This is a genomic window from Paenibacillus sp. FSL H8-0260 (assembly GCF_045040625.1).
In the GTDB taxonomy this organism is placed as follows: Bacteria; Bacillota; Bacilli; order Paenibacillales; family Paenibacillaceae; genus Paenibacillus_AQ; species Paenibacillus_AQ odorifer.
In genome coordinates this window covers 2,331,122-2,358,068 of record NZ_CP150298.1, presented here as the reverse complement: position 1 = coordinate 2,358,068, position 26,947 = coordinate 2,331,122, and the positions used below count along the sequence as shown (strand labels likewise).

Genomic DNA, 26,947 nt, shown 5'->3' with positions numbered 1-26,947 from the left:
CGGGAAATTGTCGTTAATTAGCTTTCAAAGCACTGTTTGCCGCGCTCTCTCCACCTAGACGACCTGAAGTAAAGGAATAACCAATACCAACCCCATTGCCCACATAGGTATCGTTGAATAATACGCCTTCCGATTCAAGCCCTACAGCAAACAATCCTTTTACTGGTGTACGTTTATCATTTAGCACTTGGAACTTAGTGTTTACCAGCAAGCCACCTACAGAACCCAAGTTGTTGATTTCAGCGACGATGGCATAATACGGTCCTTCTTCGCCCATTGGCTCTAAATAATCAGCAGCTTTACCAAATTCAGTATCCACACCAGTTTTTGTAGCTTCTTTATAACTATTGTAATTTTCTACAAACACATCTACATCCATACCTGCATTTGTTGCTAATTCTTCGATTGTATTTCCTTTGAAGCCATCTCCGTTTTCTACCATAGAATCAAAGACTTTTTCTGCATTTACCCATGGATTCTCTAACGTGAATTGATCTGCAAATTCGGCATAAAATTCTGGTGGCATTCCTGGCAGGCTGGGTGCGTTAACACCTTTCATCCCCTTGGACTGAAGAGCAGCCAATTGAGATTTTGATACGATAACCATATGATAAGCACCATTAAATGCACTCGTATTAGCTGCTGCGACCGATGTTAATGTAGCTGCTTCATCTCTGAAACGTGCTCCGGAAGAACCGACATTCATGAAGTTAGGCAGATACGTCAACATCAGCGGATAACTTGCTTCAAAAGGCTCATATTGTGCTTTTAGTCCTTGTGTTGCTCTGGCTAATGTTTGGTGCAGCATTTGTCCACCGAAGTTATCAGGAACCTTGGCTCCTGCTTCCCAAGCCATTTTCAGACCTTCCCCAACATTCTGACCTAGTCCTCCGTTAACCCCTTCAAAACCAAAAGCTTCTTTAACCATTTCCGAATTTGCAGCATAACCACCTGTTGCCATTACGACACTTTTTGCTGTGATTTCAAGAGTAGTCCCGTCCGATTTCTCAGCCACAATACCTGTAACTTCTCCTGCTTCATTGGTAATCAGCTTTTTGGCAGTGGTTTCGGTGATCACTTGTCCACCCTTTTGTTCAACCGATTCAGCCAACATTTTCCGAAGGGTCTCTTCCCGGGTTTCATAAGCTGGCAGTACATGCAGCTGCTCTCCGAAGAAGTTTAGGAAGCTGGTTTTATACCCTTTTTCTGCTAACCAATCATAAGTTTCGCCGGATTTCGTTACGTATTGTCTAATCGCTGCAGCGTCAACTCTCCAGTGATTGTTGACAATCCAATCGGCAATTTCTTTTTCCACATTTACTTTAAGATTATTGTCAGTAGCTGCGGAAGAATTATAGAACTTACCGGCCCAGGATAGATTACTTGCTCCCCCGATAACTCCTGTTTTTTCGATAATAATAACCTTGGCCCCTTTATCAGCAGCGGTTACCGCTGCGGACACACCAGATGCACCGGCACCTACTACCACTACGTCTGATTCAAGCTTTTCCGTTTTACCTTCACCTGCTTTTTGCACGCCACCGGCTTTAAGGACTTCCAGATTTCCTCCACCTTTGGTTACGGCATCTTCAACTGCCGCGAGCATTGCTTCACTGGAAAGACTCGCACCACTAACAGCATCTACTGCCAAGGTTTGTCCTTCCAGAATTTGATCTTTTATTTTTTCAAGTGCATTATCGCCTAGCCCACCCGTTTCTGACTGGCTTACGATCTTAATATCTTTAATTTTATCTGGCTCATCCATAGTGACTTCTACTTTAATCACGCCCTCTTTGCCTTCCGCTTCCCCTGCGAATGTACCGGCTTTAAAAGATGATGATGACGAATTTGCCGACTCCCCATTTCCTTTGCATCCGCTCAGCATGGAAACGATCAGCACCATACAAAAAGTTAACATGAGCATTTTCTTGGTGAAATTTCTGTTGCGCATTCTCTTCTCCCCCAGTATCTAATATCTTATAGCTCGCCAAGAACGTGATATTTTTCACATTAATATTTATACATATCTACCGAACGTTGCCAAGCTATATACCGAAGTATAAACATTGGTGCAGCACCAAGGTCAATGTCCAATTCTTGTCCAAAAAGAAAAAACACCCGCTCTTAGAGCAGGTGTTTATAAAAATAAACTTATACAATTGGAATATTCACTTCCAAATATGAGCGGTTATTGCCTTCTATTTTTTCAGTAAGCATTAATTTACCCACCACATCACCCGCTACGGTATAACCATTTGCTTCGATGTAATCTATCATAAACTGCAAAGATTTCTTCGTGATATAATGTCCATCCGTAGATAACATGATAGCAGAGATACAGGTACTCGGGCTAATGTACTCTACATATTCATCGATATCCATTGCAAATTTCTGCACTTCCTCCTCGGGTAAGGTAAGCCCCCAGCTATAGTCAAAGTTATTATCACCGGATAACACCCCCGCGTCCTCAATCTTAAAAGAATAAAACGCATAAGGAAGCCTATCCATCCAAGTGTTGACGAGGCTTTTTACAATATCATTTTTTAATAATGCATTTTTATCCGTTTGCTTAAGCCTGTACATGCCTGGCAGTTGTTTAAGTTTACATATATATAATGAGGACTCTATTTCCTTAAGCTCTTTATGAATTTCATTCATCTTGTTTAGCAGCATCGTCTTTTGCTTAATCTCTTCTTCTAAACTCTGCTGAGACTGCTGCATCAATCCCATAACTTGCTCAATAGAGGAATCCTTCATCAGAAGTGCCACTTCGGGCAATGGAATTTCCATACTGCGATACCATCTGCTCATTAACAGATCCCTTGCATCTAAATCATTAAAATATCTATAATTATTGCTGTTATCTTTTGTAGGCCTAACAATATCATGTTTCTCGTATAATCTCAGCGTATCCGCAGTTACCCCGAGAATGGAAGCAAATTCACCTATGCAATACTTCACTTGAAGTCCCTCCATTCATTTCATGCATACCCTACCACACTAAATGATAAAGAGAAGGATGCTGTTTGGATATGAAGTAACTCATTTCATACTCAGGGTGTACATGCTAACTACGCTAGCGCAAGTAAGTGAACTAACATAAATCCAACTAAAGATAACATGACCGAACCTATAAGTCCCGCTGCAAAAGACTTCATTCCAAGCCGTCTAAATGCCGCCAAATCAACGTTTAATCCAAGCCCTGCCATCGCCATAGCGATTAACATATAAGCAATCGTAACGATCCCATTGGCTACTGATGCGGAGACGATTCCTAACGAATTCACACCACTGACAACTAAAAATCCTAGAATAAACCAAGGGATTGGAATGCTTTTCCACGAAGCTTTAGCCGCTCCACCTTGCACTTTTCTTTCTTCACGATTGGACCAAATCCCAATTAAAATAGCCACCGGCACAAGTAAAGCCACCCGGGTCAATTTAACGATGACCGCCATATCAACGGCAGCATTTCCACCAGCATCCGCAGCCGCGATAACGTGAGCAATTTCATGTAAAGTCGCTCCTGAGAATACCCCATAACCTAAATCTGATAAGCCGAGAAAAGGATATAAAAATGTGTACAGCAGTGTAAATATTGTGCCTAATATAGCTACTATAGCTGCACCAATAGCAGTTTCGTCATCTTTGGCTTTTATCTGTGGAGCGATGGCAACCACAGCTGCCGCACCGCAAATCGCAGTTCCGCAGGCAGTTAAGATACTGAGGCGCTTATCTACTTTGAACAGTCGAGCCAGTCCGTATACAACGGAGATCGCAAATATAATGACGATGACTGCCAAAAGAAATACCCGAGGTCCTGCCGCAACGATATCCTTTAGATTAAGCCGCATACCGAGCAAGATAATCCCAAGACGAAGCAGTTTTTTACTGGAAAAATCGGTGCCATGTGTGATGCTATTTGGCACCCCTATCGTAGCTCGCCAAATAATCCCGATTAAGATGGCAATGACCAATTGCCCCATAATAGATAGGAATGGAAAACCCGCTAAAAATTTCGCCAATAATGCGATAACTAAGGTTAGCCCTATCCCTAATGCAAACCCAACCTTTTTGTTGTGATCTGGTTGATACAAACCTTCTGATTGACCCATGTCGTATACACTCCTTGATGAATCTCTAGATGATGCTGTATAAATACATCCCATGACTCAACAATAATACGACACCGCCCGGAAGTTAAATACCAATATCCTATCCGTAAGATTAGGAATACTTATGCTTAATTTTAGACAAAAAAGCTCCTTCGAGTGAAACATAAATGCCGTAGCATCTGCCTCACCAAAGGAGCAATTATAATCGTTAGTGATATTTAAGCTTCCAGCTTCTGTAGTCGAGTCCCTTTTGGAAGTACAGAAGTTATATATTCGTGTACCGGATGTTGCCCTTCCTCGTCCGCAAGTACAGTTACAATTCCTTGATCTGTACCGGTTCGAATCAGCCGCCCCATCCCTTGTTTGAGTCTTAACAGCATGTAAGGCAAATCCACATCTTCAAAGGGAGTGGAGGTTTCCGCCCGTTTTGCCATAAACACTGGATCAAGCGGAGGATACGGCAGCGACCATATGATCACATTAGATAATGAAGGTCCAGGGATGTCCAGCCCCTCCCATAAGGTGACCGCACATAACACGCTATGCTCATCCCGTTGGAACGCCGAAATCAAATAGCTGATTTCTTGATCCCCTTCATATAAAAATGAATATGAACTGCTTTCCGGTCGTAATGAGTTAAGCTGCTTGAATTGCAGAAGCTCTTCACGAGTACGGAACAGTAGCAGCGCTCTACCTTCAGTCCGCTGAATAAGCTTCAGGGAAATTTCCATTTTCTCAGCAAAATCCCCACTCTGAAGCTCTGGCACATAGACATTCATCTGGTGCTCATAGTCATAAGGTGAGTCTACAGAGAAGGATAAAAAATCTTGTATCCCAAGACTGTCCTTCAAGTATTGGAATGATTTATCCACAGACAATGTAGCCGATGAGAATACGATTGGCATTTTTTGCGTGAACAGGCTGTCTTGAAGTACCTCTTTGACATTTCGTGGCATGACCGACAGCGTTAGACCATCGCTTTCTTCTGTCGCCCAGCAGATTAGAGCCCCTGAATCCTCAAACAATCGCAAAGCGATCTCTATGGTCTCCAAACGTTCCTCCACAATTCGCAGTTGGTATTCATCAATCGTGTAGAGTCCGCTCTCGAATACTAATTCTTCTTCGATAGCAGCAATTACACTCCGCATCCGGTGTACCTCACGAATCAATGAAGCATTCAGCGCAATGCTTTTCCGATCTGATCCCGGTATGTTTCGGCATTGACGGCGAATCGCTTTGAACATTTGCTCACTTTGCATGATCGCTTCATCAATCAGAACCGCCAGCGTTTCACGGATTTCATTCTGTAGCAGGCGAGAAATCAATTCTTCAAAGACGACATGCTTCATCTTATAGCCAAGCGCCTTCATGGCCGCTGATTCTAATAAATGTCCTTCATCGAATACAACCGCACAGTGATCCGGAAGCAAAGGGATTTGCCCTTCCCGCTTACGCGCTTCATAGGTCCAAATATGCTCCATGTAATAATCGTGGGAACAAATGATCAGATCACTTGATTTCCGGTAATGATCACGGGACAAGGTCTGCCCGCAGCGGTGACGCATATCGCAAGTAAAGCAGTCCTGAAACGTATCCCAGTTAATCTTGTTCCATTGTTCGTCATTCAGATCAGGGTAATCTCTGCGGTCTCCATAAGCATGGAATTGCTGCATCGGTGCATGTGAATGTACAAAATCAGGTAATGTACTGTACAAGCTCTCCAGTGGTAAGCTTTCATCATCATGGTTCCGAGCCTGATCCAGCTTTTTCAGACACATATATTTATCCGGAGATTTCGCTAGTCTGGCATCAATATTCATGTTCAGATGCTTCGCAAGCTTGGCGATATCGCCTTCCGGTTTCACAAGCTGCTCAATCAAGGACTCGTCCGCACATGCAATAATCGCAGGTTTGCCCATATAACGCGCGTAACAAATGCTATACAACAAATACACTAATGTCTTGCCTGTTCCGACCCCTGCCTCAGCAAAAATCGTCTTTTTCTCGGCAAAAGCCCGCTCTACCTGAAAGGCCATATATATCTGTTCATCACGTACTTCAAATCCAGCCTCAGGAAGAATTTCATAGAATACATCTCCGACCCATTCCCCTACTTGCTCCATAAAAGGTTTGGTCCGATCATATTCAAAAGGATACTGTTTCGCCAACAAGCCTACCTCCAATATTTGATCAGGCATCTCTACCATGCCATGAAAAATAGAATCAACGGAAAAACTCTATTATCTCATACGTTTGGAGGAATTACAAAAAAAAATTAGAGATCTAAAGATCAGATTAACAACGAAGATACTCATTTTCGTAAATATCATTAATCCTTTCCAAAACATTCCCGGCTTGATCCTTAAATTTCAAATCCGCAACCTGACCTTTCCGAAGAAATACCCCCGTCTCCCCACGGTGTTCTCCCAGAGCACCCTCATACAATTGGTCGGCGCCGTGGGTAGGCGGAGAGAAAAACAGCTTCATCAACGGTTTAACTATTAGAGGCAGTCCAGAATTTTTTCCTTTTCGCAGCGTGTTATTGCTACCCGGATCAACACTGCGAATCATGATGCCCTCGTTAGCAAGCTGCGGCGCAGCGGCCTGTGTCCATAACGATAATGCCAGCTTTGAGGTGGCGTAAGGACCAAGCAGCTTGCGGAAGGTGGTGGGACGCTCCAGGATTTCAATCGTAAACTCTTTCGTAAACTTAAGCGCTGAGGATGAGGTGTTGATCACCGTTTTTAAGCGTCCTTTTTGTAGGCTATCCTTCAATTCCATTAAAATAATATACGGCACAATGGTCATCAACTCATAGTGCTTTTCGCGCCCCTGTGTCGAATAGCTCAGTTCAGGGAAGCTCCCGCCGGCATTGTTGAACAAAATATCGATCCGCTGCTCCTTGCCTTTGATCTCTTCCAGTGTCCCTCTCAAGCTGGGAAAATCCGCGAGATCGGTTGTTTTATAAATACGAAGCCAGCCGTTTTTGATGGCTTTTTGGATGTTCTCATCATCGGCTGGAAAACCGGAACGGTTCAAAGCAACCACCTGCCAATCCTCCGCTAGCAGTTTTCGAGTTAATTCCAATCCAATCCCGGCGTTAGCGCCTGTAATCAATGCGATATTTTCACGTTGCTGTGTGCTCATTGTAAATCTCCTCCTGAATTCGGGATATCTTCTTCTTATAACGCACATTTTATTAATTGGAGTCGACTCCAAGTCAAGGCGTAATAAAAAGATTTTGTCCCAGAGATAAGGTCTTGACTTGGAGTCAGCTCCAAGTTGTATAATGCACACACAAAGCAATCTCCAGGAGGTACAGTATGAAGGCAGAGCAAACGTTTACGATAAAAGAAACCGCCGTGCAAACCGGAATATCCGAGGATACAATCCGCTATTACGAAAAGATCGCGCTGCTTCCCCGGGCGGACCGGAAGGACAACGGGCACCGCGTTTACCGGCAGGAAGACATAGAGACAATCCTGCTGCTATCCTGCCTCAAAAAAACAGGCATGCCCTTGCAGGAAATGCAGCCATTTTTGGCGGTCTCCGCCGACGCTGATCCCGCGGATTATCCTGAACTGGTAGAGCATTTAAGAAACCATCGAGAAAACATCGTCAGCCAAATCTCGTCGCTGCAGCAGGTTGTCGATTTTATTGATATGAAGCTGGAACAAGGGAAATATCGCCGATACTGCTCAGATAAAAGCGAGGACAAATCGAAATCAAAAAACATCTCCCCTGTTGAGATGAGTTATTTTTCTGGATCAGCAAAAATGAATAATTAATGAATTGGAGTTTTTAGGATGAAAGCAATGATCATAAAAAAATACGGGAATTACCCTCTTCAACTAGCCGACATCCCAACACCCGCAGTGGGTGATTACGATGTATTGGCAGAGATCCACGCAGCAAGTATTAATCCTATCGATTTCAAAGTGCGGGATGGCAAAGTACGTACGCTGTTGAAATACAACATGCCCCTAGTTTTAGGAAATGATTTTTCAGGGATTGTCATCCAAGTAGGAAAGAATGTTAAAAAATTCAAGATAGGTGATGAGATTTACGGACGGCCCAGAAAAGATAGAATCGGAACCTTCGCAGAATATATCTCCGTACATGAAGAGGCTATAGCGCTCAAACCTCACAATCTTTCCTTTGAGGAAACTGCATCCATCCCATTAGTCGGGCTTACTTCTTATCAAGCATTACATGATATATTACAGCTAACGGCAGGACAAAAGGTATTGATTCAAGCGGGAGCGGGCGGTGTTGGCACCTTTGCTATCCAACTTGCCAAAGCGATGGGGATATACGTGGCTACTACTACAAGCGATGCTGGAGCAGAATTGGTCAAGTCACTTGGAGCCGATCAAATTATCAATTATAAAACCGAAGCATTTGATAAGATTTTACAAAATTATGATGGAGTATTCGATACCATTGGCGGTGAAACATTAGAAAAAGCTTTTAAAACAGTCAAACAAGGAGGACAAATTGTATCGGTTTCAGGGTTGCCTAATGCACGCTTCGGAAAAGAGTATGGCGCGGGGTTCATAAAAACTAATATTTTTCGCTTGATTACCCGGAAGCTGAGCAAATTAGAGGCAAAGTACAAGGTTAAATACAGCTTTCTGTTCATGAAACCAAGTGGCAGTCAATTAGAAATCATTTCAGAGCTTATTGAATCCGGACAAATAAAACCTGTTATTGATCAAGTGTTTCCTTTTGTAGAGGCGCAGAAAGCGATGGAGTATTCCGAATCGGGCAGAGCTAAAGGAAAGATCATATTAAAAATAAAGTGATACAACATTTAAATAAAACGGCAGTCTAAGACTTTATGCTTCTGTCTAGACTACCGTTTTTTTACTTGTGTACTCGTTAATTAAAGTATCTATTTCCAAAAATCCGTGCCAGCAAAAACAAACTCTTTATCCAGCGCCTCGTCCCCATCTTCAAAACAATCTGCCCAAGACACACGTTGCTTACTCAGGGGAATTGCATCCTTCACGCCATATTCCTGATAACTAACGGTTTGTTCATTAGCGGTGTTGTCCCAGTTATCCCAGCCAAGTGGATGTATATGTGCCCCCAACTGGCAATCTACAAATACGGTTTTAGCATACTCACGCCAAGGACGGCCCAGAAACACCGGAGCAATATCAGGGGCCGCTGTTAAAAAGCAATTTTTAAAAATATAACCATACGATTGTCCCTCGGGTGTGGAGGCTGCCGTGATATAACCTGCTTGATTCTCACTATGACACAAGCTGCGAATTTCACATCTGTCAAAATATGCTGTAGCCCCACCAAATATAAAGTCCACTGTTCCCTCTATATAGCAATGCTGATACAACTGCCGATATTGGGCATGGTGTTCTCTCAGTGGTATACCTCCAAACGTAGATCGCTCTTTGGGTGCAGGTGGCAAAGGTCCCGTGAATAACGTATCCTGATGCCCTTTTAAGGTGCAATTTCTAAATACGGTTTGATCACAATTAGCATACACGGCTACCGCCTGCCCGATATTTTCACCCTGCCCTGCATTATTGGTAATCACCAGATTTTCCAAGACCAGATGGCTCCCGCCCAGAAATAACGTTGGTGTAGAGAATGTATTGATTTCTTCGCCCGCTTCATCACGCTCTTTCGCGTAACGATTCATAACAATCTCCACGTAGCCAATCCCTATGATCGTAAGATTAGAACGATAAATCCGCACTGCCTCTTTATAGACCCCTGACAAAATATAAAGCGTATCCGCTTGACCGGATGGCCCCTGCTCTAGTGAATCTACCGCCTCTTGAATCGTGTGATAAGCGCAAAAAGATTCTTTTCCTACAACAAGCATAGTGGATTCTTTTCCTTTCAATAAATTGATGACTTTCTCTTATGGACAGACATTCTGTGCTTCAGGTGATACTGTAGCTTGTTCTACTAATTTTTCCGGCTTCTTCGTGTTTTTTGATCGACAATTTATGATCTCTACAGCTTCTCCATTTTCAATGTAAAAAGCAGGCCCTTCATGGTTCTCAATCGTCACCTGATGAAATTGAACATCTCTTGCATTCCCGAGGAAAAACCCGCGATTATTCATGTTTTCGATCCCTGTCATCATGTCTGGATGGCCGGGAATTGCATTCGTCGCCATGGAGATGTCCACATTGGTAAACGTAATCTCGGATACATACTGCTCAGCAAGCCCGTATAAGAAACCCGCTGCGGCATGAACATTACGTGCGGTAATATTGGCAAAATGAATGCGTCTAAAACACGGCGTTTCCTCTGTAATCGGATAAGGATTTTTATCCCACACATATTTTTCTTTCCCGCGTGGTCCACAGAAATAATATAGATTTAGAGTAAACGGACAAATAACGTCCTCCATTACAATATTGCTGATCCGAATATCTTCAATCGTTCCCCCGCGTCCCCGTCTTGATTTCATCCGGATTCCACGATCGGTTTGTTTAAACACACAATTACTAATCGTGACATTACGAATATCTCCACTCATTTCACTACCGAGTACGACACCCCCGTGTCCATGTACCATAGTGCAGTTGGTGATCGTGATATTCTCACAAGGAACTCGTTCTTTGGTATCCTCAGTTCCTGCCTTGATCGCAATGCAGTCATCACCGACATCAATATTGCAATTGCTAATTCGCACATTGGTGCAAGACTCTGGATTAATGCCATCTGTATTCGGAGAGTCCGCCGGGTTCAGAATGGAAATATTATCAATAGTCACATTGTAACAGCCTATCGGATTAACGGTCCAGCTTGGAGAATTGACCAGCGCGATATCTTTAAGGGTTACCCGCTGACAGCTGTCCAAGCCGATTAGAGTCGGCCGGGGATACTGAAGCTCTTCCCGGCGGTTCCGAAACTTATCCCACCAGAGTTCACCATTTCCGTTAATCATTCCGCTGCCAGTGATCGATACATTAACTAACTCTCTTCCATAAATACAAGGTGAATGAACCTGCTGCTTCACCCCTTCCCATCTGCATTCCACTGCAGGGTAATCCTCCGGGTTCGTACTGAATGAAAGAATGGCACCAGAATTTAAATTCAATTCGATATTGCTTTTCATATGAATTGCACCGGTTAAGAACGTCCCAGCCGGTACATAAACGGTTCCTCCACCAGCTTTATTTGCCGCTTCAATCGCACGCGTTATCGCTTCAGTCGCTAACTTTTTACTATTCTTAAGCGCTCCAAAATCCTCAATATTGTAGATCAACATTCATAAGCCCCCCTGTTCTATATCAGATCCAGCCTCTTAATTGTTCATATTCCACACAAGCCTGTAGGAAAGCACCCACACCTTTTTGGTCGTTAGTGACAATAGGCTCGCTAATGTAATAAGCGAAAGTACCGTCACGTTGGTCCACTCCACCTAATCCGGCTACTTGGCAATTCTTATTTAAATTGACCCATTCTTCTTTGGTTTCAAGTACAAACTCCGAGATAAGTCCTTGGTAAGCCAGATCTAATGTTTCGTACCATCCAGCGTTTAACACGCCTAATCGGATACCTTTAGCCATGGCATACACGATCATACTTGAAGCAGAGGCTTCAAGATAATTTCCTTTGCGTTCCCCTAGATTCATCACTTGATACCAGACCCCGGATTCCTTATCCTGATATGTCTTCACCGCAGTTAAGGTATCATTTAGTATTCGTACCAGCTCGGGATAATCTGAGTGCTCATTAGGCAGCAATGCCAGAACATCAACTAAAGCCATGAGATACCAGCCAAGTGAACGGGCCCAAAAGTTAGGCGAAAGTCCTGTTTCAGGGTCGCACCAAGGTTGAATACGCTGCTCATCCCATGCATGATATAGCAGACCTGTTACCGGATCTTTCGTATGCTTCTCACACAAGATAAATTGTTTGGTTACATCCTCAAGTCCCTGCCCTTCTTCAAAAGCTAGCAAGTAGGCTAAATAAAAAGGAGCGCCCATATAAAGTCCATCTAACCAAATCTGATAGGGATATATATTTTTATGCCAAAAAGCACCTTCCGAGGTTCGCGGATGGGTCTCAAGTTGCTTTCTAAGTAAAGCAGCCGCTTTTTTATATTTTTCCTGCTTCGTTTCTTTATATAGAGTCAATAATAATTTTCCGTTGTTAATATGATCGATATTATACTCCTCCAGGTGGTAGCCCTTGACACTGCCATCTTCCTGAATAAAGTAGTCCATATTATCTTGAATGAACTGCAGATACTTCGAATCACCGGTCTGCTTCCAAAGCCATTCAAAACCGTTCAATACCACGCCATAATCGTAGGTCCAGCTTCCTTTGTAGCCTTTATCTTCATAAAGCTTCGGTGTCCGCGCCATAATAGAGTCTGCCGTTTGAATTGCCCACTGTGATTTCTTCATCCCAACCCCCAAAATATTTATAAATTTAAGAGCTCAAAAACTAAAAATAGGTTCAGCCGATTTAAGGATTCTTTGCACATAAAATAATACGACTTGATTCTCTGAAATCTCAGAGAATCAAGTCATTGTTTAGTAAGGATACGGAGCGATTCACTCTTGAAGCATTGACTGTATTTCAACACAAGCCATCACCAATGCGCCCACACCATGCAGATCATTTTTAACCTTAGGCCGAGTCACGTAACTCTCGTAATCTCCAGCTGAGGTACCGATACAAATGTCCGGCAGAACTAATCGGTTATGCTCATCCCACTGGATTACTTTGGTTAACCCTTCATATCCTTTTTTAGCGGCAGCTGCAGCGATAGTCACATCACTTACAACGCCATGCTTCACGGCTTTGGCAATCGTATAGACGAACAAACATGACCCTGAAGTCTCCAGCCAATTATCTGGCTCATGTCCCTTATCTACGACTTGATACCAAAGTCCACTTTTTTGATCTTGGTAACGAATAAGTGCATCCACAAAATCTCTCAGCGTAGTAGAAAGCTCTGTCCGGGCTGAATCATGGGAAGGTAACAGATCCAGAAATTGCGATAAGGCGAGACCATACCATCCTAATGATCGGCTCCAGAACTCCGGTGAACAACCCGTCTCCGGATTCGACCAAGGCATCCGCCGGCTCTCATCCCAGGCATGGTATAACAAACCCGTTGTCTCATCCTTCATATGCTTGCGCATTAACATTTCCTGATGAAGGACCGTTTCACGCAAGCTTGGTTCATCGTAAACATTAGCATATTTCAAGGAGAATACGCCTGCCATATAAAGTCCATCCAACCACATTTGGTTGGCGTACTTATCCTTGTGCCAATACCCGCCCTCAGAGGTTTTATTTAGTGTGAGCAGTAAATTCCTTAGCTTCTCTGCTGCAATACGATACTTTAGTTTGCCTGTCCGTTCATAAAGAGTGAATAGTAGCTGTCCTGCTTGAACCGCATCCAGCTCATCACGTGCAAAATAAAAGTTCCCGTATTCATCCACCAAATCATCTACATATTCCTGAATATAGTTGATATAACGGTCTTCTTGATAAGCATTCCACAAAAGCTCCATGCCACACAGAAATACACCCTGATGATAGTGCCATCGATGCGCGGGGGGAAGCTCTCCCGCCCTGTAAGTATCCATTAGTGAATCGCAAGCTTTTTTTGCCCACTCTATCGGCGTTGTAGGTATCTGTACAGTCATCTCGAAGCTCCTCCCCTAAGTATAGTCTCTCTCTTTCTTGCTAGCCCTTCATAGAACCCAACATGGCACCTTTGGCAAAATGCTTTTGCAGGAACGGATACACACAAACTATTGGTAAGGTAGCTACAACGATAACAGCCATTTTAATTGATTGATCTGGCGGTGGAACAGCAGCATCCAGTGTAGCGCTGTGATCCATACCGCTGGCAAGGACGACAATTTGTCTGAGCAGAACCTGTATTGGCCATTTCGCACTATCATTCAAATACAGAATCGCATTCATGTAGGTATTCCAATACGTTACCGCATAGAACAATCCGATCGTCGCTAACGCAGGTAAGGATAGTGGCAATACAATCCGAAATAATATTCCAAAATCATTACAACCATCAATTTTGGCCGATTCCTCCAAACCTTCAGGTATATTTTGGAAAAAGTTTCTCAAAATGATCATATTAAAGGCACTAATCGCTGACGGTAGAATCAGTGAGGCGTACGTGTCAATTAGTCCTAATTCCTTCACCACGAGGAACGTTGGAATCATCCCACCATGAAAAAGCATGGTGAACACAACCATGAAGTTAACCACTTTACGACCATCCAGATCTTTTCTGGTAAGAGCGTAGGCCATCAAAGAAGTTATAAACAAACTAAAAATAGAACCAATTGCCGTGACACCAATGGAAACACCCATGGCTTTAAATATTGTATTCGTCGAAAAGATGAACTTGTACGCTTCCAGACTCCATACCTTTGGAATCAGTACAAATTTGCTAGAAGCTAGTTCTGCACTCGTTGTGAAAGAGCCTGCTACAACGTGAACAAGGGGAAGCACAGTAATTAAAGCAATGATCGCAAGCAGCGTAAAGTTTATAGCAGAAAAGATTCTACCACTGATTGTTTTATCTTCTACCATTTCGATTCCTCCCACAAAATATCAATAAACGCCTTCTTCTCCCATTTTCTTGGATAATTTATTCACCATCATCACCATTACAAAGCCTACAATCGATTTAAAGAATCCAATAGCTGTACTGTAACTAAACTGCCCCTGTCTCAAACCAGCAGTATATACATACGTATCGATAATTTCCGCAACTTCTCGATTCATGGAGTTAAGTAGCAGATATACATGTTCAAATCCAAGATCAAGAACGGAACCAATTTTCAGAATAAATAATGTAATAATTACGCCTCTAATCGCTGGAAGAGTGATATGCCAGACTTGTCTAAGTCTTCCAGCTCCGTCCATACGCGATGCTTCATAAAGCCCTGGGTCAATCGCAGCTATGGAAGCTAGATAAATAATCGTTCCCCAACCTGCTTCTCTCCAAATCACCTGAATAATATACATGGGCCTGAACCACCCTGGATTAAGCAGGAAATTGATTGGTTCAAAGCCAAAATAGACAAGCAGCTCGTTGATAATCCCTCCATCCATCGTGACCATTACATAAGAAATGGAGACGATGATAACCAATGACAGAAAATGGGGCAAATAGAAGATCGTCTGAAAGGTTCTTTTGAAAAAGCTGCCTTGAAGTTCATTTAACATCAGGGCAAGAATAATCGGCATCGGGAAATAGATAAGAATATTTAATCCGAAAAGAATAAGTGTGTTCACTAATATATTTAAGAAATCCGGCTCTGTGAACAACCTGCTGAAATGCTTCATCCCTACCCAGTCACTACCGTTGATCCCTTGATAGGGTTTGTAATCCTGAAATGAGATAATTAATCCGTACATTGGAAGATATTTAAAAATCAAAAAATACAGTACTCCCGGAGTTAGCATGACGTAGAGCCATTTATTTCTCCACAGCCGCTTTTTCAGTTCGCTGCTGCTTTTATAAATTTCAGGCTTAGGATTCATTTGAGGAGCTGAGCTGGGCTGTGCGGTGACTTCCTGCATGATATTCTTCCTTTCTCCTTCTTTATTCAAACACGATATTTCTGAACCCAGTGAGGAATAGAAAAGGTTGTTGAAACAAGATCAACAACCTTTTCAGCTACAATTTGTCGCTTAACTATTCGAGTACGGGTTACTATTTTTTGTATAACGCGTTGTATTCTTCAATAATCTTATCTCCACCACGGCTCTTCCAGTTCTCTACTTCCTTCTCAAATCCAGCCTTGTCAATCTGACCATAAATATATTTATAGGTTGCATCTGTAATAATCTGTTGAAGCTCTACGCCTTTTTCTGTATAGGTAGCCGAATCCATAGCAGCTGTTGGATCCGCTACACCAACTTTGACATTCTCAAGAACCAATTGATCTGCATGAATTCTTCCTGGCAGCGTGTTATAGTTCTCGTACATTCCATTGGTTTCAGCTTCGCCGATAACACTGTCCTTATATCCCTTTACTTCACGTTCAATCAATTCTTTGTCGTCAGTAGCTTTCGCTTTACCGTCTTCAACGGTATAGTGAGTACCTTCAATTCCCCAATACATCAAATTAGCTACTTCTGGGGTCATCATTTGATCAAAGAAAGCAAGAATCTTCTTCAGCTCTGCCTCATCCTTGACAGCAGATTTCGGGAACAAGACAACATTGTTATAGCCTGGAATCATCCATTGAGCATATTTTCCATCTGGACTTGCAACCATACTATGCGCATCCAAAACAGCGTCAGGGTTATTCTTAATAGTATCTTTATTGAGGGAATCAATATCTTGCATGGAGCCCCCAATATAGAGTCCACCCTTTCCAGCCTTAAACATATTTACTGCATCCGTTTTACTGGTGGCAGCGAAATCTTGATTAATGTATCCGCCATCACGAGCTTTTTTGAAAAAATCCATTGTGTCGAAATATTCATCGAAGGTAAATTCAGGCGCTAATTTGCCATCCTTCTCACCCCAGGTATTCGGTGTTCCGAACCAAGACGAAACAGTTTTGAAAGCTCCATAGGTCAACTCATTACGGTCAATAATACCGGTAGTATCTTTCTTTCCATTACCGTCTGGATCTTGTTCTGTGAAGGCTTTAGCCATTTCAAATAATTCATCTACATTAGCTGGTGCAGCAAGTCCTAATTTATCTGCCCAGTCTTTGCGGTAAATGATCCCTTGGCGTGCAAGTGGACGCCCGATATATAGGGTATAAAGCTTGTCATCTACTTTCGTGTTATTAAGAATTTCTGGTTTCAATTTGCTCAAATTCGGAAATTCGCTTAATAGTGGACCGATTTCCCAGAATTGCCCGTCTTTTATCGCTTCTTTCATCTGAATGAAGGTTGTCTGATTCTTCAAATATGTTACTTGCGGCAATGAACCCGTTGCAAAAGATGAATTCAGTTTTTCTTCATAAGTATCAGCCGGAAAAAATTGATAAGTCAGCTTCGTGTTGGTCAATTTCTCAAGTTCATTCTTAATCGTATCAGGCGGAGTCTCTGATGTATTCAATGGAAGCATGATTTTGATTTCTGTAGGTTCCTCTTTAGGTGCTTCAGTCTCTTCCACCTTCGTAGTGTTCTCTGCACTTGTAGTTGGGGCTGCTGCTTCTTCTTTGTTATTGTTGTTACCACCGCATCCAGCTAACAATGTGCTGAATGTTAACAGTGCTGTTAACAACATGGTGAAGGATTTCTTCTTCATACCATTTTGACCTCCATAATTTGTATTGGTTACGAGTTCCACGTTACATCGTCGGCAAGGTTACGAAAACAATCATTTCCCCATAACGGCGCGTTCTGAAAGGGATCTGAGCAAATGATTATCGGGATATCGCAGCACAAAAAAATCCACCGCATTATCCGCAGTGGATTAAAACCTTTTTAACCTATTTACTTTTCTGTCCCAAACTCAGCCTCAGCATATTCCTTAATAATAAGATTGCCTCCACGAGCTCTCCATTTCTCAACCTCTTGCTGGAATCCCTCGACGGTAATGTTACCTAATATATAGTTATATGTAGCATCCACAATGATTGAAGATAACTCCATATTCTTCTCATCAAAAGTAGATGAGCTCAGAGAAACTGTCGGGTCATCAACCAGAAAAGATTCATTATCTTTACTCAACTGATCTGCTAGAGAGGTTAATTGCTCCTTCTGAGCCACTTCCATAATGTTTTTATTACTAATATCCGCGATCATTAAAGCATATAGCGGATTCACTTCCTGTACCCGCAGTTGTGAGGTTTCCTCGGGAAGGATAATTTTGCCGCCTTCAAGCTTGTAATGCCGTCCCTCAAAGCCATACATCATTATATTGGCTACATCTTTATCCATGGTCCGATCAAAAAATCCAAGCACCTGCCGAAGCTCCTCCTCTGTGGCAATGGACTTTTTGGAAAAGAGATACAGTCCGTTGTAATTGGGGATAGACCACACTTTATATCCATCAGGCCCCTCGATACGATTGATCAGCGTAAGTTCAGCCTTTGGATTGTATGCTTGAGCTTCAATTGACAACCGCTGCACATCAGTCATGCTGCCAATAAACACACCAGCGATACCGTTAATGAATTTATCGCGTTGAACCTCTTTACTGGTAAGAGCAAAGTCCTGATTTATGATTTTTTCATCATATAATTTCTTCATAAAATTCATTGTGTTCATATACTCCGTTGTTACGAATTCCGGAACAAATTGATGATTCTCTAGCTTCCAATTATTTGGTGTGCCAAAATAAGAGCTTAGTGTCTTAAATACACCATAAACAAGATCATTACGATCGACTAATCCAAGGGTATCTTGTTTGCCATTCTGATCCGGATCGTTATATGTAAATTGCCTCATTACTTCATATAGGTCATCTAAGGTCTGTGGATTGCTTAAATGAAGAGTGTCCAGCCAATCCTTACGTATTATGACACCCTGTCTGGAGGAAGGGCGTTCTGTATACAGGCCGTAGATCTTACCATCAACAGCTGTCTGCTTAAGAATAGCGGGGTCCAGTGCTTTAAGATTGGGGAACTCCTGAAGATATGGGCCGATCTCCCAAAATGCTTCAGAACGGATGGCGTTTTTCACCAGATTATAGTCTGAGAACTTCACAAAGGTGACTTTTCCCAAGGAATTAGTGGTCAACGCTGTGTTCATTTTATCGGTATAAACACCCTCAGGCACCCACGTGATATCAAGCTCCACCCCTGTTAATCTTTCAATCTCAGCCATAATATTTTTTGAAGGCTGCTGTGGAAAATGAAGGGGTGCCAAGATGGAGATGCTCGGGCGAGCTTCTTGCAGTGTGGAACCAGCGGACTTTCCATCACTGCAAGCGCTTAACATAGGGAAAACAAGCATGAAAAATAAGCAGCAACAAAACGTTGCCCTTCTACACATAAATTGTCTAAACATTTCTACAGCCTCCTAAGGTATTGTAAGGATTTTCACCCTACAGCTTGAAGATTTTCCATTTTGTAGTCATAATTAGGGTTAATGATTATTGCAGAACGAGATGATTATTGTTATTTTCCACCAGGTTTCATACACTAAGAACAAGTGTCTACTTCTACATAAGTAAAGGTGCTGAGTCCCGTGAGACCATTAAGCTTTTTAAGTAAATTAACGATTTTTGCCTTTGTAATTAGCACGTTGCCGGTGATATTCATCGGTTCTTTTTCCTATTTCACATCATCTAATGAGATCCAAAAGAACGTAAACAACAGTAAAATGGAACTTATATTACAAATCACCTCAAATGTAGAACATAAGTTAACAACTGTCAATCAAACATTAAACCAAGTGATCAACTCTAGTGTATTAAAAAAAGCACTAAATAACCCTTTAAATGAAACCGATTTCATTTTATATAATGATTTAAGAAACGAAATCCGCAATATGCAATCCTTCGATACGAAACTTGAGGATGTCATCCTGCTCAATCAGCAGCAGAACTGGATGATCAAAAATTCAGGCGTCTATCGTCTGGATGAATACAAAAACCACGCGCAACTCTCTAATCTAATGAATATAGCTGACGATACTTCATGGATTTTGAATCCATCGTCCTTATTTTATAGTGAGGAGAGCATTAACGTCACTGGCTGCAATTACAGCATCAGTCTTATCAAAAAGCTTCCCACCAATAAGCTGCAAAAATATGGGCTTGCCCTAGCTAATATTCCGGTCTGCAGTCTTCAGGATTTCATTAATTCAGATGTGCAGCCACTCGATGACATTATCGTTCTGGATCAAGCTGGCCGCTTCCTGCTCCATCCGGATACCAGCTTAATCGGAAAACCTAAAGAGCAAGGCGGATTTAAAGAAGTCCCTTTAATCTCTGATCCTTCTAAACAATCCGGACAGTTCAAGACTGTGATCAACAAAAAGAATTACTCCGTCACTTTCATGCGTTCTCAGTTAAATGGCTGGGTTTATCTATCGGTTACTTCCATGGAAAGCTTGACGAAGGAGTCCAATAAAATCGGGATGTTTACGATAATCGTGTGTACCTTTATGCTCTTGTTCTCCATTCTTCTGGCCTGGATCGGCTCCAGGCGTATGTACACCCCTATCGAAAGACTGCTTAATCAGATGGGCCAACGCAAACCGGATATTAAATCGAGACATCGCAATGAATTTCAGATTATAGGAGAACAAGTTCATTCTTTGTTCCAATCCAAATCACAGCTGGAAAAAGAAGTCCGGCAACACTTTCAGCAGGTTCGTACGTTTTTTCTGATCAATGCCTTCCACGGCAATGTTAAGAAACGTGATTTACTCGAAGAATTAGGGCAATTCGGTTACCAAACCCAGCTTGAAGAATGGAAAACCATGGCAGTAATTACGTTGTCTATTGATTATGCCGAGGATTCCAGCTATGAGAAAAAAGATCTCAGCCTCTTATTGTTCGCTGCCCACAATATGATCGAAGAGTTAATCTGTCCTGAACAACGGCTGGCTCCAGTGATCATGGACCATGCGGTAGTCGTATTATTGGGCAGTCCAGATTGCGATACCCAATCTTTTCATAAGACACTGTATTCGTTAACGGAGAAGCTGCAGCAAGAAATAAATAATTATCTAAAGGTGCAGGTGAGTATTGGGCTGAGCCTGCCCTTCAACGCCTTCGATAAACTAGCCATCGCCTACAGAGAAGGTCTTGAAGCACTGAAGCATCGCATTAAGCTTGGCAAAGGCGTTATTATTCAATATGAGAACATTAACTCCGGCAAACATTATCTGAACTTGAACTACCCTACGCATAAAGAAAACGATCTAATGGATGCGATCAAGCTGGCTGAAACGGATAAAGCCAAGGAACTGATTCATTTGCTTTTTAAATCTATCTTTGCCCTTGAGCTTTCACCACAGGAATATCAAATCCCGTTGACCCGCTTACTCAATAACTTGCTCATTATGATGCAGGAATCGGGCATTAGCTTAAATCAGATCTATCATGCTAATGGCTCTATTTTTGAGGAATTACATGACCTTCATACCGTGGCTGAGATTGAGGATTGGTTCTGGAGCATGGTCATCTACCCGATGATCAAAATTTTTATCAGCAGGCAAAATGCCCAATACCAAAACATCTCTGAGAAAATCATTGATCTGATCCAACATGAATATGATACGGATCTAACCTTGGAAGAATGCGCTTCACGGCTGCATTACAACGCCAACTATATCAGCAGTGTCTTCCGTAAGGAGACCCAATACTATTTCAGCGAATATTTAACGATGTACCGATTTAAAATGGCGAAAAAATGGCTGCAGGAAACCGATATGCCGATCAAAGATATCGCAGCCAAATTAAGATACAACAATTCTCAGAATTTCATTCGATCTTTCCGTAAACAGGAAGGGATGACCCCTGGACAGTACCGGGATAACAATACAGGCGCTAAATCCAAACCAACATTTGACGAATCTATGTAAAAATCACAAAATAATCGTTCAAGGCCGAATCTAAAAAAAAAAGAGTCTCTCTTTTTTTCGGAAAATATGTTAACGTGTGCATATAACCATTTAGGGAGGAATTTGAACGCAATGTTGAACTTTCGTCTAAATACTAACCGTGTAGAACAAGATACGATTTCTCAGGAAACCTCACTACTCACCCTCTATCCGCTCGAGACGGATCACCCCCGTCCTTTTATATTGGTATTGCCTGGTGGAGGTTATCAGCACTTAGCCAAACATGAAGGAGAACCTGTGGCTCAATGGCTAAACAGTCTAGGTATTCATGCAGGTGTACTAGATTATCAGGTCGGAGATTTCAACGTCTCTTCTTTGTTAAATGATGTTGAGGAAGCTCTCAAATGGATTAGGGAAGCACCCAAAGCTTGGAATGTGATCTCAGACAAAGTAGGGATGATTGGATTCTCGGCAGGAGGACACTTAGCTTCTATCTTTTCTACCACTAGAGCAGAGAAACCAAACCTTCTTCTATTAGGTTACCCTGTAATCACTTTCCAAGAGCCCCATTCGCACAAGGGAAGCCGGCTACATTTTCTTGGAGACGACCCATCACAAGCGGAGCTTGACTCCTTTTCCTCAGAAGCCCAGGTGGATTCACTCACACCTCCAACCTTTATCTGGACAACAGCGAACGATGCCAGCGTTCCCGTGGAGAATAGTCTGTTGTTCGCCTCTGCCCTGTCTAATCAGGGAATTCCTTTTGAATTACATATCTTTGAAGAAGGGCGGCATGGTTTAGGGCTTGCTAAAGAACACCCTCATTGCCAGCAATGGCTTTCCCTTGCTGAGAATTGGTTAAGGGAACGCCAATACGTTAAAGGAGAAGAAGACCTTATGAGACAACAACTATTTATTGCAGGCGATTCCACTGCGGCCATTAAAGGCGCTGGAGAAAAACCTATGACCGGCTGGGGAGAATACCTGCAAAGTTATTTTCGGACTTCTATTCAAATCCAGAATCGTGCAATTAATGGTCGAAGCACCAAATCGTTCATAACAGACGGCCGCCTCGATGCTATCAGAAAAGACTTCCAACCCGGCGACTACCTGTTTATTCAATTTGGACATAACGATGAGAAAAAAGATGATCCATTACGTTACACCGATCCTGAAACCGAATATCGCCATAATCTCATTCAATATATAGATGCTGCTAGGCAGCTAGGGGGGACTCCGGTTCTGTTAACCTCTGTAAGTCGCCGCCGCTTTAACGCCGATGGAGAGCTGGACCCGTTTGCTGTAGGTGCTTATCCCGAGGTAATGAGACAAGTGGCTGAAGAAACGCACACTCCGCTACTTGATATTTTCCCAGCCTCGCAAGCGCTCTATCGTTCATTAGGCGAAGAGGAATCCAAGAAGTTATTCATGCATTTGCCAGCGAAAACACATCCCAATTACCCAAATGGGGTTACGGATGATACTCATTTCTCAGATGAAGGTGCCCGGCAAATTGCTAAACTTGTGGTTCAAGCTCTTAAACAAAATACAGCCTCATCTCTATCAAACTTACAACAACTTTTATAAGGAGTGATCCAAGATGTCTCTAATTAAAGAAGTTATTACGGAGTACTATCGTATCCCTTTGCCAGAAATCATGGAGGATGCTAAACATGGCTTGCATACTCATTTTGAAGTTCCCATTGTCAAAATTAGAACGGATGACGGTCGTGAAGGTGTAGGTTATACCTATACTGGCGGATTTGGCGGCAAAGCGATCTGCTCACTAATTGCTAATGAATTAACACATATCTTAGTTGGCAAAGACGCCAGCTGTGTGGAAAGTATCTGGGAGCAGATGAACTGGGGAATACATTATGTTGCTCGCGGGGGCTTGGCTAGCTTCGCCATTGCGGCATGTGACATTGCGTTATGGGATTTACGTGCAAAGAAAGCAGATGAACCTCTCTACAAACTTCTGGGTGGCGCAAGCAATGAGGTAAAATGTTATGGTGGAGCGATTGATTTAAACTTCCCATTAGAAAAGCTCCTGCGCAACAATCAAAAATACTTAGATATGGGCCTCCAGGCTGTCAAAATTAAACTAGGCCAAAAAACATTAGCTGAAGATGTGGAACGAGTGGCTGCGGTACGCCAATTGGTCGGCCCGGATGTAGCCTTTATGGTCGATGCCAATATGAGCTGGAGTGTGGAAAAAGCGATAAAAGCCGCACGTGAATTTTTGAAATACGACATTCTCTTCCTAGAAGAACCAACGATTCCGGAGGATTATGCCGGCTATGCACGGATTGCTGAAGAAACAGGAATGGCCGTTGCAGGCGGAGAGAACTTGCGCACATTAACCGAATTCCATCACATGCTGCAATATGGTCATGTTGATTTTCCTCAACCTGATGCTTCCAATATAGGCGGGATAACGGGCTGGTTAAAGGTAGCTCACTTAACACAAGCCTATAACCTTTCTGTTTCCACACATGGGATGCAGGAATTGCACGTTAGTTTGTTAGCAGCTATGCCAAATGCAGGTTATCTCGAAATGCATAGCTTCCCTATCGATCAATACACTACACGTCCGCTAGTGATTAATAAAGACAATGGGATGGCAGTTGCGCCAGAAGTAACGGGCACTGGTGTTACCTTTGACTGGGACAAATTAGCACCTTACAAACAACAATACTAATAGGAGCGATCGGTCATATGAGCATTCCCCTTCAACTAGGTGTTCGAGCACATGATTTCACACAAGTTCCATTGCAAGAGTTAATTGAGAAGATTAAGTCCTATCATTTCACTCATATCCAGTTCGCACTTAAGAAATCTTTTCCTGATAGTGCCCCTAGCCTGACGGCTATAAGCCCTGGAACAGCCAGCTATTATGGCAATGCCTTTAGACAGGCAGGTATTCAGATTGCGGTTCTGGGCTGCTATGTAAATATTGTAGACACCGATCCTCACAAACGGGCGCAAGCGTTATCCGCGTTTAATACCCATCTGCGCTTGGCCCGGGATTTCGGCGCTAGTCTGGTAGGTACGGAAACCGGAAGTGTGGGACTTGGGTATACCACAGATAATTTTACAGAAGAAGCCTTCCAAGAGGTGGTGGCATCAGTTAAGGCCATGGTGGCGGAGGCCGAACGTTTTGGTGTGACGGTAGGAATCGAAGCAGGCCTTCATCATCCGCTGTACACCGCGCCCTTAACCCGCCGACTTCTGGATGAAGTCCCTTCTAACAATCTTCAGGTCATATTGGATTGCGCAAATCTAATGTCGCCTACAAATTACTTGCATCAAGAAGCTATTATTACGGAGGCTTTGAAGCTTCTAGGAAATCGAATTGCTGTCATTCATTTAAAAGACTTTATCGTCCAAGAAGGAGCCATAAAAATAGTCCCTGTAGGTCAAGGGTGGCTAGAGTTTGAGCCGATCCTTCGTTATATGAAATATGAACGTCCTCATATTCAAGGAATCCTGGAAAGCACTCCTGAGTCACATTTAGGAGAAAGCATTACTTTTTTACAACAGATATACGAATCCTTGTAGGGCTTCATCCCATTAAAACTAATAAATCCACTGCACACCTCTTTATCTTACCTGGTGCAGTGGATTTTTATATTCTGTTTAACATCCGTTTGACCTCCATCAAATAATCGCCTGTTATGATCAGGGCATCAAGAGTACCTGGGAGGGGTTCCATGCGTCTTGCTTTATTCACGGACACATTTCTTCCGCAAACCAACGGAGTTTCACGTACGCTTCAACGATTAACCACCCATTTGAAAGAGCGCGGTATTGAACATCTGCTTTTCTCACCAAAATCTGCTCCTGAAGACAGTTATGCCGATCCCATACGTCCCATTACCAGCATCCCCTTTTTCTTATACCCTGAATGTAGACTCGCACTGCCCAATATGTCCTCTATCCAATCAGAGCTGAAAGCTTTTCGTCCCGATCTGCTTCATATGGCAACTCCGTTCAATATCGGTCTCTGCGGCCTTCGTTATGCGCGCAAACATGATCTGCCCCATGTCGCCTCCTATCATACCCATTTTGACCGCTATCTTGAATATTACCGGATGAAAAAAATCGCTCCGCTCTATTGGAAATACATGAAGTGGTTTCACCGCTCCTGTGATGCCACCTTTGCACCATCCTACGAAACCCTCGATTCCCTCCAAGCTCAAGGCTTTCATCGCCTGAAGCTATGGTCCAGAGGCATCGACTGCCAGCAGTATACCCCCAAAAAACGCAGCCATGAGGTCCGTGAGCGCTACGGAATTACCGCACCGTTACTGCTTCTATATGTGGGAAGGATCGCCCCTGAAAAAGATATACAGACGCTTGCTCTCGCCATGCAGCAATTGCCCGAATCTATGCAATCTCAGGTTCATTGGCTGGTCGTTGGAGACGGTCCCCTTCTGCCGGAAATGCGGGCACAGGCGCCGTATAATGTCACGTTTACAGGCTATAAACATGGTGACGAGCTTGCCCAATTATATGCCTCAGCGGATCTATTCGTCTTCCCTTCCAGTACAGAAACCTTCGGTAATGTTGTCTTAGAGGCTATGGCCTCAGGACTGCCTGTCCTCGCAGTAAATGAAGGTGGGGTGAAGGATCTGGTCACACCCGGCCGCACAGGAATAATTGTCGAGCCCCGCTGCCCGGATGCTTTTATTCGTGAGATTTGTGCATATGTAGAGCACCCTCAAAAGCTAGCTGCTATGGGGCATGAAGGCCGACAGCTGGCACTCGGCCGCTCTTGGGAGAATATTTTTGATGGACTCATCCGCGATTATGAAGAGATCATTGAGAATAGGCGTTATGATCTTATACCGGCTTTACTACCATTAATATAATAATGACGATAGTAAGTACATGAACCGCCGCTTCTAGCGGAGCGATCTTGTTCATAGCGGTAGTATAACCATCAGGAATTTCTTCCCCTTCGCTGCTCATTACGAGCTGGGTTAGCTTTTTCAATCGGGGCTCAACCATTCCAATAATAATCACTTCGATCACGATAAAAAATAATAACGACAGATTTAACCACAACACCGACAAGCCCATTTTATCTATGATCATTAACAAAATACCTGTAACGATCAGGGTGATCCCACCTGTCTTAGGGAATCTGTTTATTTTCTTCATAAGACCAAATACAAAACGAAGCTGACTGCCTGTCTTGGCTGAGCTTGTCAGTATTGGCAGCACAAAAGCTGGTCCAATTCCCACTATGGATGCTATAACATGTATAACTACCACAAGCTTTGAGATCATATGCGTCAAATCCATATTTACAATCCCCCCTATCATTCGTTGTTTAGATTCATATGAGGCTGTTAGGAGAATTA

General features: G+C 42.9%; 21 protein-coding genes. 7 read left to right on the top strand and 14 right to left on the bottom strand.

All coding sequences use genetic code 11. From position 1 onward, the window contains the following. Positions 1–13: 13 nt before the first annotated feature. The 5 genes from MHI51_RS10270 to MHI51_RS10250 form a co-directional block, all read right to left on the bottom strand. Complete coding sequence (locus MHI51_RS10270; RefSeq protein WP_248549294.1) at positions 14–1,951, bottom strand: FAD-dependent oxidoreductase; 1,938 nt, start codon at positions 1,949–1,951, stop codon at positions 14–16. A gap of 200 nt (positions 1,952–2,151) precedes the next feature. Beyond that, positions 2,152–2,961 carry a MerR family transcriptional regulator gene (locus tag MHI51_RS10265; protein ID WP_076276391.1) on the bottom strand — a complete coding sequence of 270 codons (810 nt, stop codon included), beginning with the start codon at positions 2,959–2,961 and terminating at the stop codon, positions 2,152–2,154. 110 nt (positions 2,962–3,071) lie between these two features. Beyond that, positions 3,072–4,115: a YeiH family protein gene (locus MHI51_RS10260; protein ID WP_076184311.1), complete on the bottom strand. Its 1,044-nt coding sequence runs from the start codon at positions 4,113–4,115 to the stop codon at positions 3,072–3,074. 218 nt (positions 4,116–4,333) lie between these two features. Next, positions 4,334–6,238, bottom strand: a complete 1,905-nt coding sequence (locus tag MHI51_RS10255; protein WP_405174050.1) for an ATP-dependent DNA helicase — start codon at positions 6,236–6,238, stop codon at positions 4,334–4,336. Positions 6,239–6,410: 172 nt separating this feature from the next. Further along, positions 6,411–7,262, bottom strand: a complete 852-nt coding sequence (locus MHI51_RS10250; protein ID WP_405173836.1) for an SDR family NAD(P)-dependent oxidoreductase — start codon at positions 7,260–7,262, stop codon at positions 6,411–6,413. A 176-nt stretch (positions 7,263–7,438) separates the two neighbouring features. Here MHI51_RS10250 and MHI51_RS10245 point away from each other — a divergent pair, with 176 nt between their 5' ends. Further along, positions 7,439–7,903 (top strand): MerR family transcriptional regulator, encoded by a 465-nt coding sequence (locus MHI51_RS10245; protein ID WP_405173835.1) that lies wholly within the window; start codon positions 7,439–7,441, stop codon positions 7,901–7,903. 18 nt (positions 7,904–7,921) lie between these two features. Beyond that, a complete protein-coding gene (locus MHI51_RS10240; RefSeq protein WP_405173834.1) occupies positions 7,922–8,920 on the top strand; it encodes an NADP-dependent oxidoreductase in 999 nt (332 codons plus the stop codon). 89 nt (positions 8,921–9,009) lie between these two features. Here the strand turns inward: MHI51_RS10240 and MHI51_RS10235 are convergent, their stop codons facing one another. From MHI51_RS10235 to MHI51_RS10200, 8 genes are all read right to left on the bottom strand, one after another. Then, positions 9,010–9,966 (bottom strand): pectinesterase family protein, encoded by a 957-nt coding sequence (locus MHI51_RS10235; RefSeq protein WP_076276395.1) that lies wholly within the window; start codon positions 9,964–9,966, stop codon positions 9,010–9,012. Between the two features lie 39 nt (positions 9,967–10,005). Further along, positions 10,006–11,367, bottom strand: a complete 1,362-nt coding sequence (locus MHI51_RS10230; RefSeq protein ID WP_405173833.1) for a glycoside hydrolase family 28 protein — start codon at positions 11,365–11,367, stop codon at positions 10,006–10,008. 22 nt (positions 11,368–11,389) lie between these two features. Next, positions 11,390–12,511 carry a glycoside hydrolase family 88 protein gene (locus tag MHI51_RS10225; protein ID WP_339172834.1) on the bottom strand — a complete coding sequence of 374 codons (1,122 nt, stop codon included), beginning with the start codon at positions 12,509–12,511 and terminating at the stop codon, positions 11,390–11,392. A gap of 150 nt (positions 12,512–12,661) precedes the next feature. Further along, positions 12,662–13,765 (bottom strand): glycoside hydrolase family 105 protein, encoded by a 1,104-nt coding sequence (locus tag MHI51_RS10220; RefSeq protein WP_076276397.1) that lies wholly within the window; start codon positions 13,763–13,765, stop codon positions 12,662–12,664. Between the two features lie 40 nt (positions 13,766–13,805). Then, positions 13,806–14,681, bottom strand: coding sequence for a carbohydrate ABC transporter permease (locus MHI51_RS10215; protein WP_036679255.1), 876 nt, complete (start codon positions 14,679–14,681; stop codon positions 13,806–13,808). Positions 14,682–14,702: 21 nt separating this feature from the next. After that, positions 14,703–15,677 carry a sugar ABC transporter permease gene (locus MHI51_RS10210; RefSeq protein WP_036679252.1) on the bottom strand — a complete coding sequence of 325 codons (975 nt, stop codon included), beginning with the start codon at positions 15,675–15,677 and terminating at the stop codon, positions 14,703–14,705. Between the two features lie 133 nt (positions 15,678–15,810). Continuing rightward, on the bottom strand, positions 15,811–17,367 hold the full coding sequence (locus MHI51_RS10205; RefSeq protein ID WP_076191234.1) for an extracellular solute-binding protein: 1,557 nt from the start codon (positions 17,365–17,367) through the stop codon (positions 15,811–15,813). 188 nt (positions 17,368–17,555) lie between these two features. Next, entirely contained in the window at positions 17,556–19,073 is a 1,518-nt protein-coding gene (locus MHI51_RS10200) for an extracellular solute-binding protein (protein ID WP_341001955.1), read from the bottom strand. 180 nt (positions 19,074–19,253) lie between these two features. On the opposite strand from MHI51_RS10200, the gene MHI51_RS10195 reads away from it, so the two are divergent. The 5 genes from MHI51_RS10195 (at position 19,254) to MHI51_RS10175 (ending at position 26,452) form a co-directional block, all read left to right on the top strand. After that, the gene (locus MHI51_RS10195; RefSeq protein WP_076276398.1) at positions 19,254–21,599 is read left to right on the top strand and encodes a helix-turn-helix domain-containing protein; all 2,346 of its coding nucleotides are present in this window, start codon (positions 19,254–19,256) and stop codon (positions 21,597–21,599) included. Between the two features lie 111 nt (positions 21,600–21,710). Next, complete coding sequence (locus MHI51_RS10190; protein WP_076276399.1) at positions 21,711–23,165, top strand: GDSL-type esterase/lipase family protein; 1,455 nt, start codon at positions 21,711–21,713, stop codon at positions 23,163–23,165. Between the two features lie 13 nt (positions 23,166–23,178). Continuing rightward, positions 23,179–24,279: a mandelate racemase/muconate lactonizing enzyme family protein gene (locus MHI51_RS10185; protein WP_405173832.1), complete on the top strand. Its 1,101-nt coding sequence runs from the start codon at positions 23,179–23,181 to the stop codon at positions 24,277–24,279. 17 nt (positions 24,280–24,296) lie between these two features. Beyond that, entirely contained in the window at positions 24,297–25,139 is an 843-nt protein-coding gene (locus tag MHI51_RS10180) for a sugar phosphate isomerase/epimerase (protein ID WP_342410637.1), read from the top strand. A gap of 152 nt (positions 25,140–25,291) precedes the next feature. After that, on the top strand, positions 25,292–26,452 hold the full coding sequence (locus MHI51_RS10175; protein WP_076276401.1) for a glycosyltransferase family 1 protein: 1,161 nt from the start codon (positions 25,292–25,294) through the stop codon (positions 26,450–26,452). Here the strand turns inward: MHI51_RS10175 and MHI51_RS10170 are convergent. Then, positions 26,424–26,888, bottom strand: a complete 465-nt coding sequence (locus tag MHI51_RS10170; protein WP_248549305.1) for a DUF2269 family protein — start codon at positions 26,886–26,888, stop codon at positions 26,424–26,426. The genes MHI51_RS10175 and MHI51_RS10170 overlap by 29 nt on opposite strands. Positions 26,889–26,947: the final 59 nt, after the last annotated feature.

What these genes read in the sequence shown, in the direction of transcription:
- MHI51_RS10215 (WP_036679255.1), bottom strand. Translation starts at nt 14,681, where the DNA reads ATGGTAGAAGATAAAACAATCAGTGGTAGAATCTTTTCTGCTATAAAC.
- MHI51_RS10245 (WP_405173835.1), top strand. Translation starts at nt 7,439, where the DNA reads ATGAAGGCAGAGCAAACGTTTACGATAAAAGAAACCGCCGTGCAAACC.
- MHI51_RS10220 (WP_076276397.1), bottom strand. Translation starts at nt 13,765, where the DNA reads ATGACTGTACAGATACCTACAACGCCGATAGAGTGGGCAAAAAAAGCT.
- MHI51_RS10255 (WP_405174050.1), bottom strand. Translation starts at nt 6,238, where the DNA reads ATGGAGCAAGTAGGGGAATGGGTCGGAGATGTATTCTATGAAATTCTT.
- MHI51_RS10260 (WP_076184311.1), bottom strand. Translation starts at nt 4,115, where the DNA reads ATGGGTCAATCAGAAGGTTTGTATCAACCAGATCACAACAAAAAGGTT.
- MHI51_RS10240 (WP_405173834.1), top strand. Translation starts at nt 7,922, where the DNA reads ATGAAAGCAATGATCATAAAAAAATACGGGAATTACCCTCTTCAACTA.
- MHI51_RS10170 (WP_248549305.1), bottom strand. Translation starts at nt 26,888, where the DNA reads ATGGATTTGACGCATATGATCTCAAAGCTTGTGGTAGTTATACATGTT.
- MHI51_RS10180 (WP_342410637.1), top strand. Translation starts at nt 24,297, where the DNA reads ATGAGCATTCCCCTTCAACTAGGTGTTCGAGCACATGATTTCACACAA.
- MHI51_RS10270 (WP_248549294.1), bottom strand. Translation starts at nt 1,951, where the DNA reads ATGCGCAACAGAAATTTCACCAAGAAAATGCTCATGTTAACTTTTTGT.
- MHI51_RS10175 (WP_076276401.1), top strand. Translation starts at nt 25,292, where the DNA reads ATGCGTCTTGCTTTATTCACGGACACATTTCTTCCGCAAACCAACGGA.
- MHI51_RS10185 (WP_405173832.1), top strand. Translation starts at nt 23,179, where the DNA reads ATGTCTCTAATTAAAGAAGTTATTACGGAGTACTATCGTATCCCTTTG.
- MHI51_RS10200 (WP_341001955.1), bottom strand. Translation starts at nt 19,073, where the DNA reads ATGTTTAGACAATTTATGTGTAGAAGGGCAACGTTTTGTTGCTGCTTA.
- MHI51_RS10190 (WP_076276399.1), top strand. Translation starts at nt 21,711, where the DNA reads ATGTTGAACTTTCGTCTAAATACTAACCGTGTAGAACAAGATACGATT.
- MHI51_RS10230 (WP_405173833.1), bottom strand. Translation starts at nt 11,367, where the DNA reads ATGTTGATCTACAATATTGAGGATTTTGGAGCGCTTAAGAATAGTAAA.
- MHI51_RS10235 (WP_076276395.1), bottom strand. Translation starts at nt 9,966, where the DNA reads ATGCTTGTTGTAGGAAAAGAATCTTTTTGCGCTTATCACACGATTCAA.
- MHI51_RS10210 (WP_036679252.1), bottom strand. Translation starts at nt 15,677, where the DNA reads ATGCAGGAAGTCACCGCACAGCCCAGCTCAGCTCCTCAAATGAATCCT.
- MHI51_RS10205 (WP_076191234.1), bottom strand. Translation starts at nt 17,367, where the DNA reads ATGAAGAAGAAATCCTTCACCATGTTGTTAACAGCACTGTTAACATTC.
- MHI51_RS10225 (WP_339172834.1), bottom strand. Translation starts at nt 12,511, where the DNA reads ATGAAGAAATCACAGTGGGCAATTCAAACGGCAGACTCTATTATGGCG.
- MHI51_RS10250 (WP_405173836.1), bottom strand. Translation starts at nt 7,262, where the DNA reads ATGAGCACACAGCAACGTGAAAATATCGCATTGATTACAGGCGCTAAC.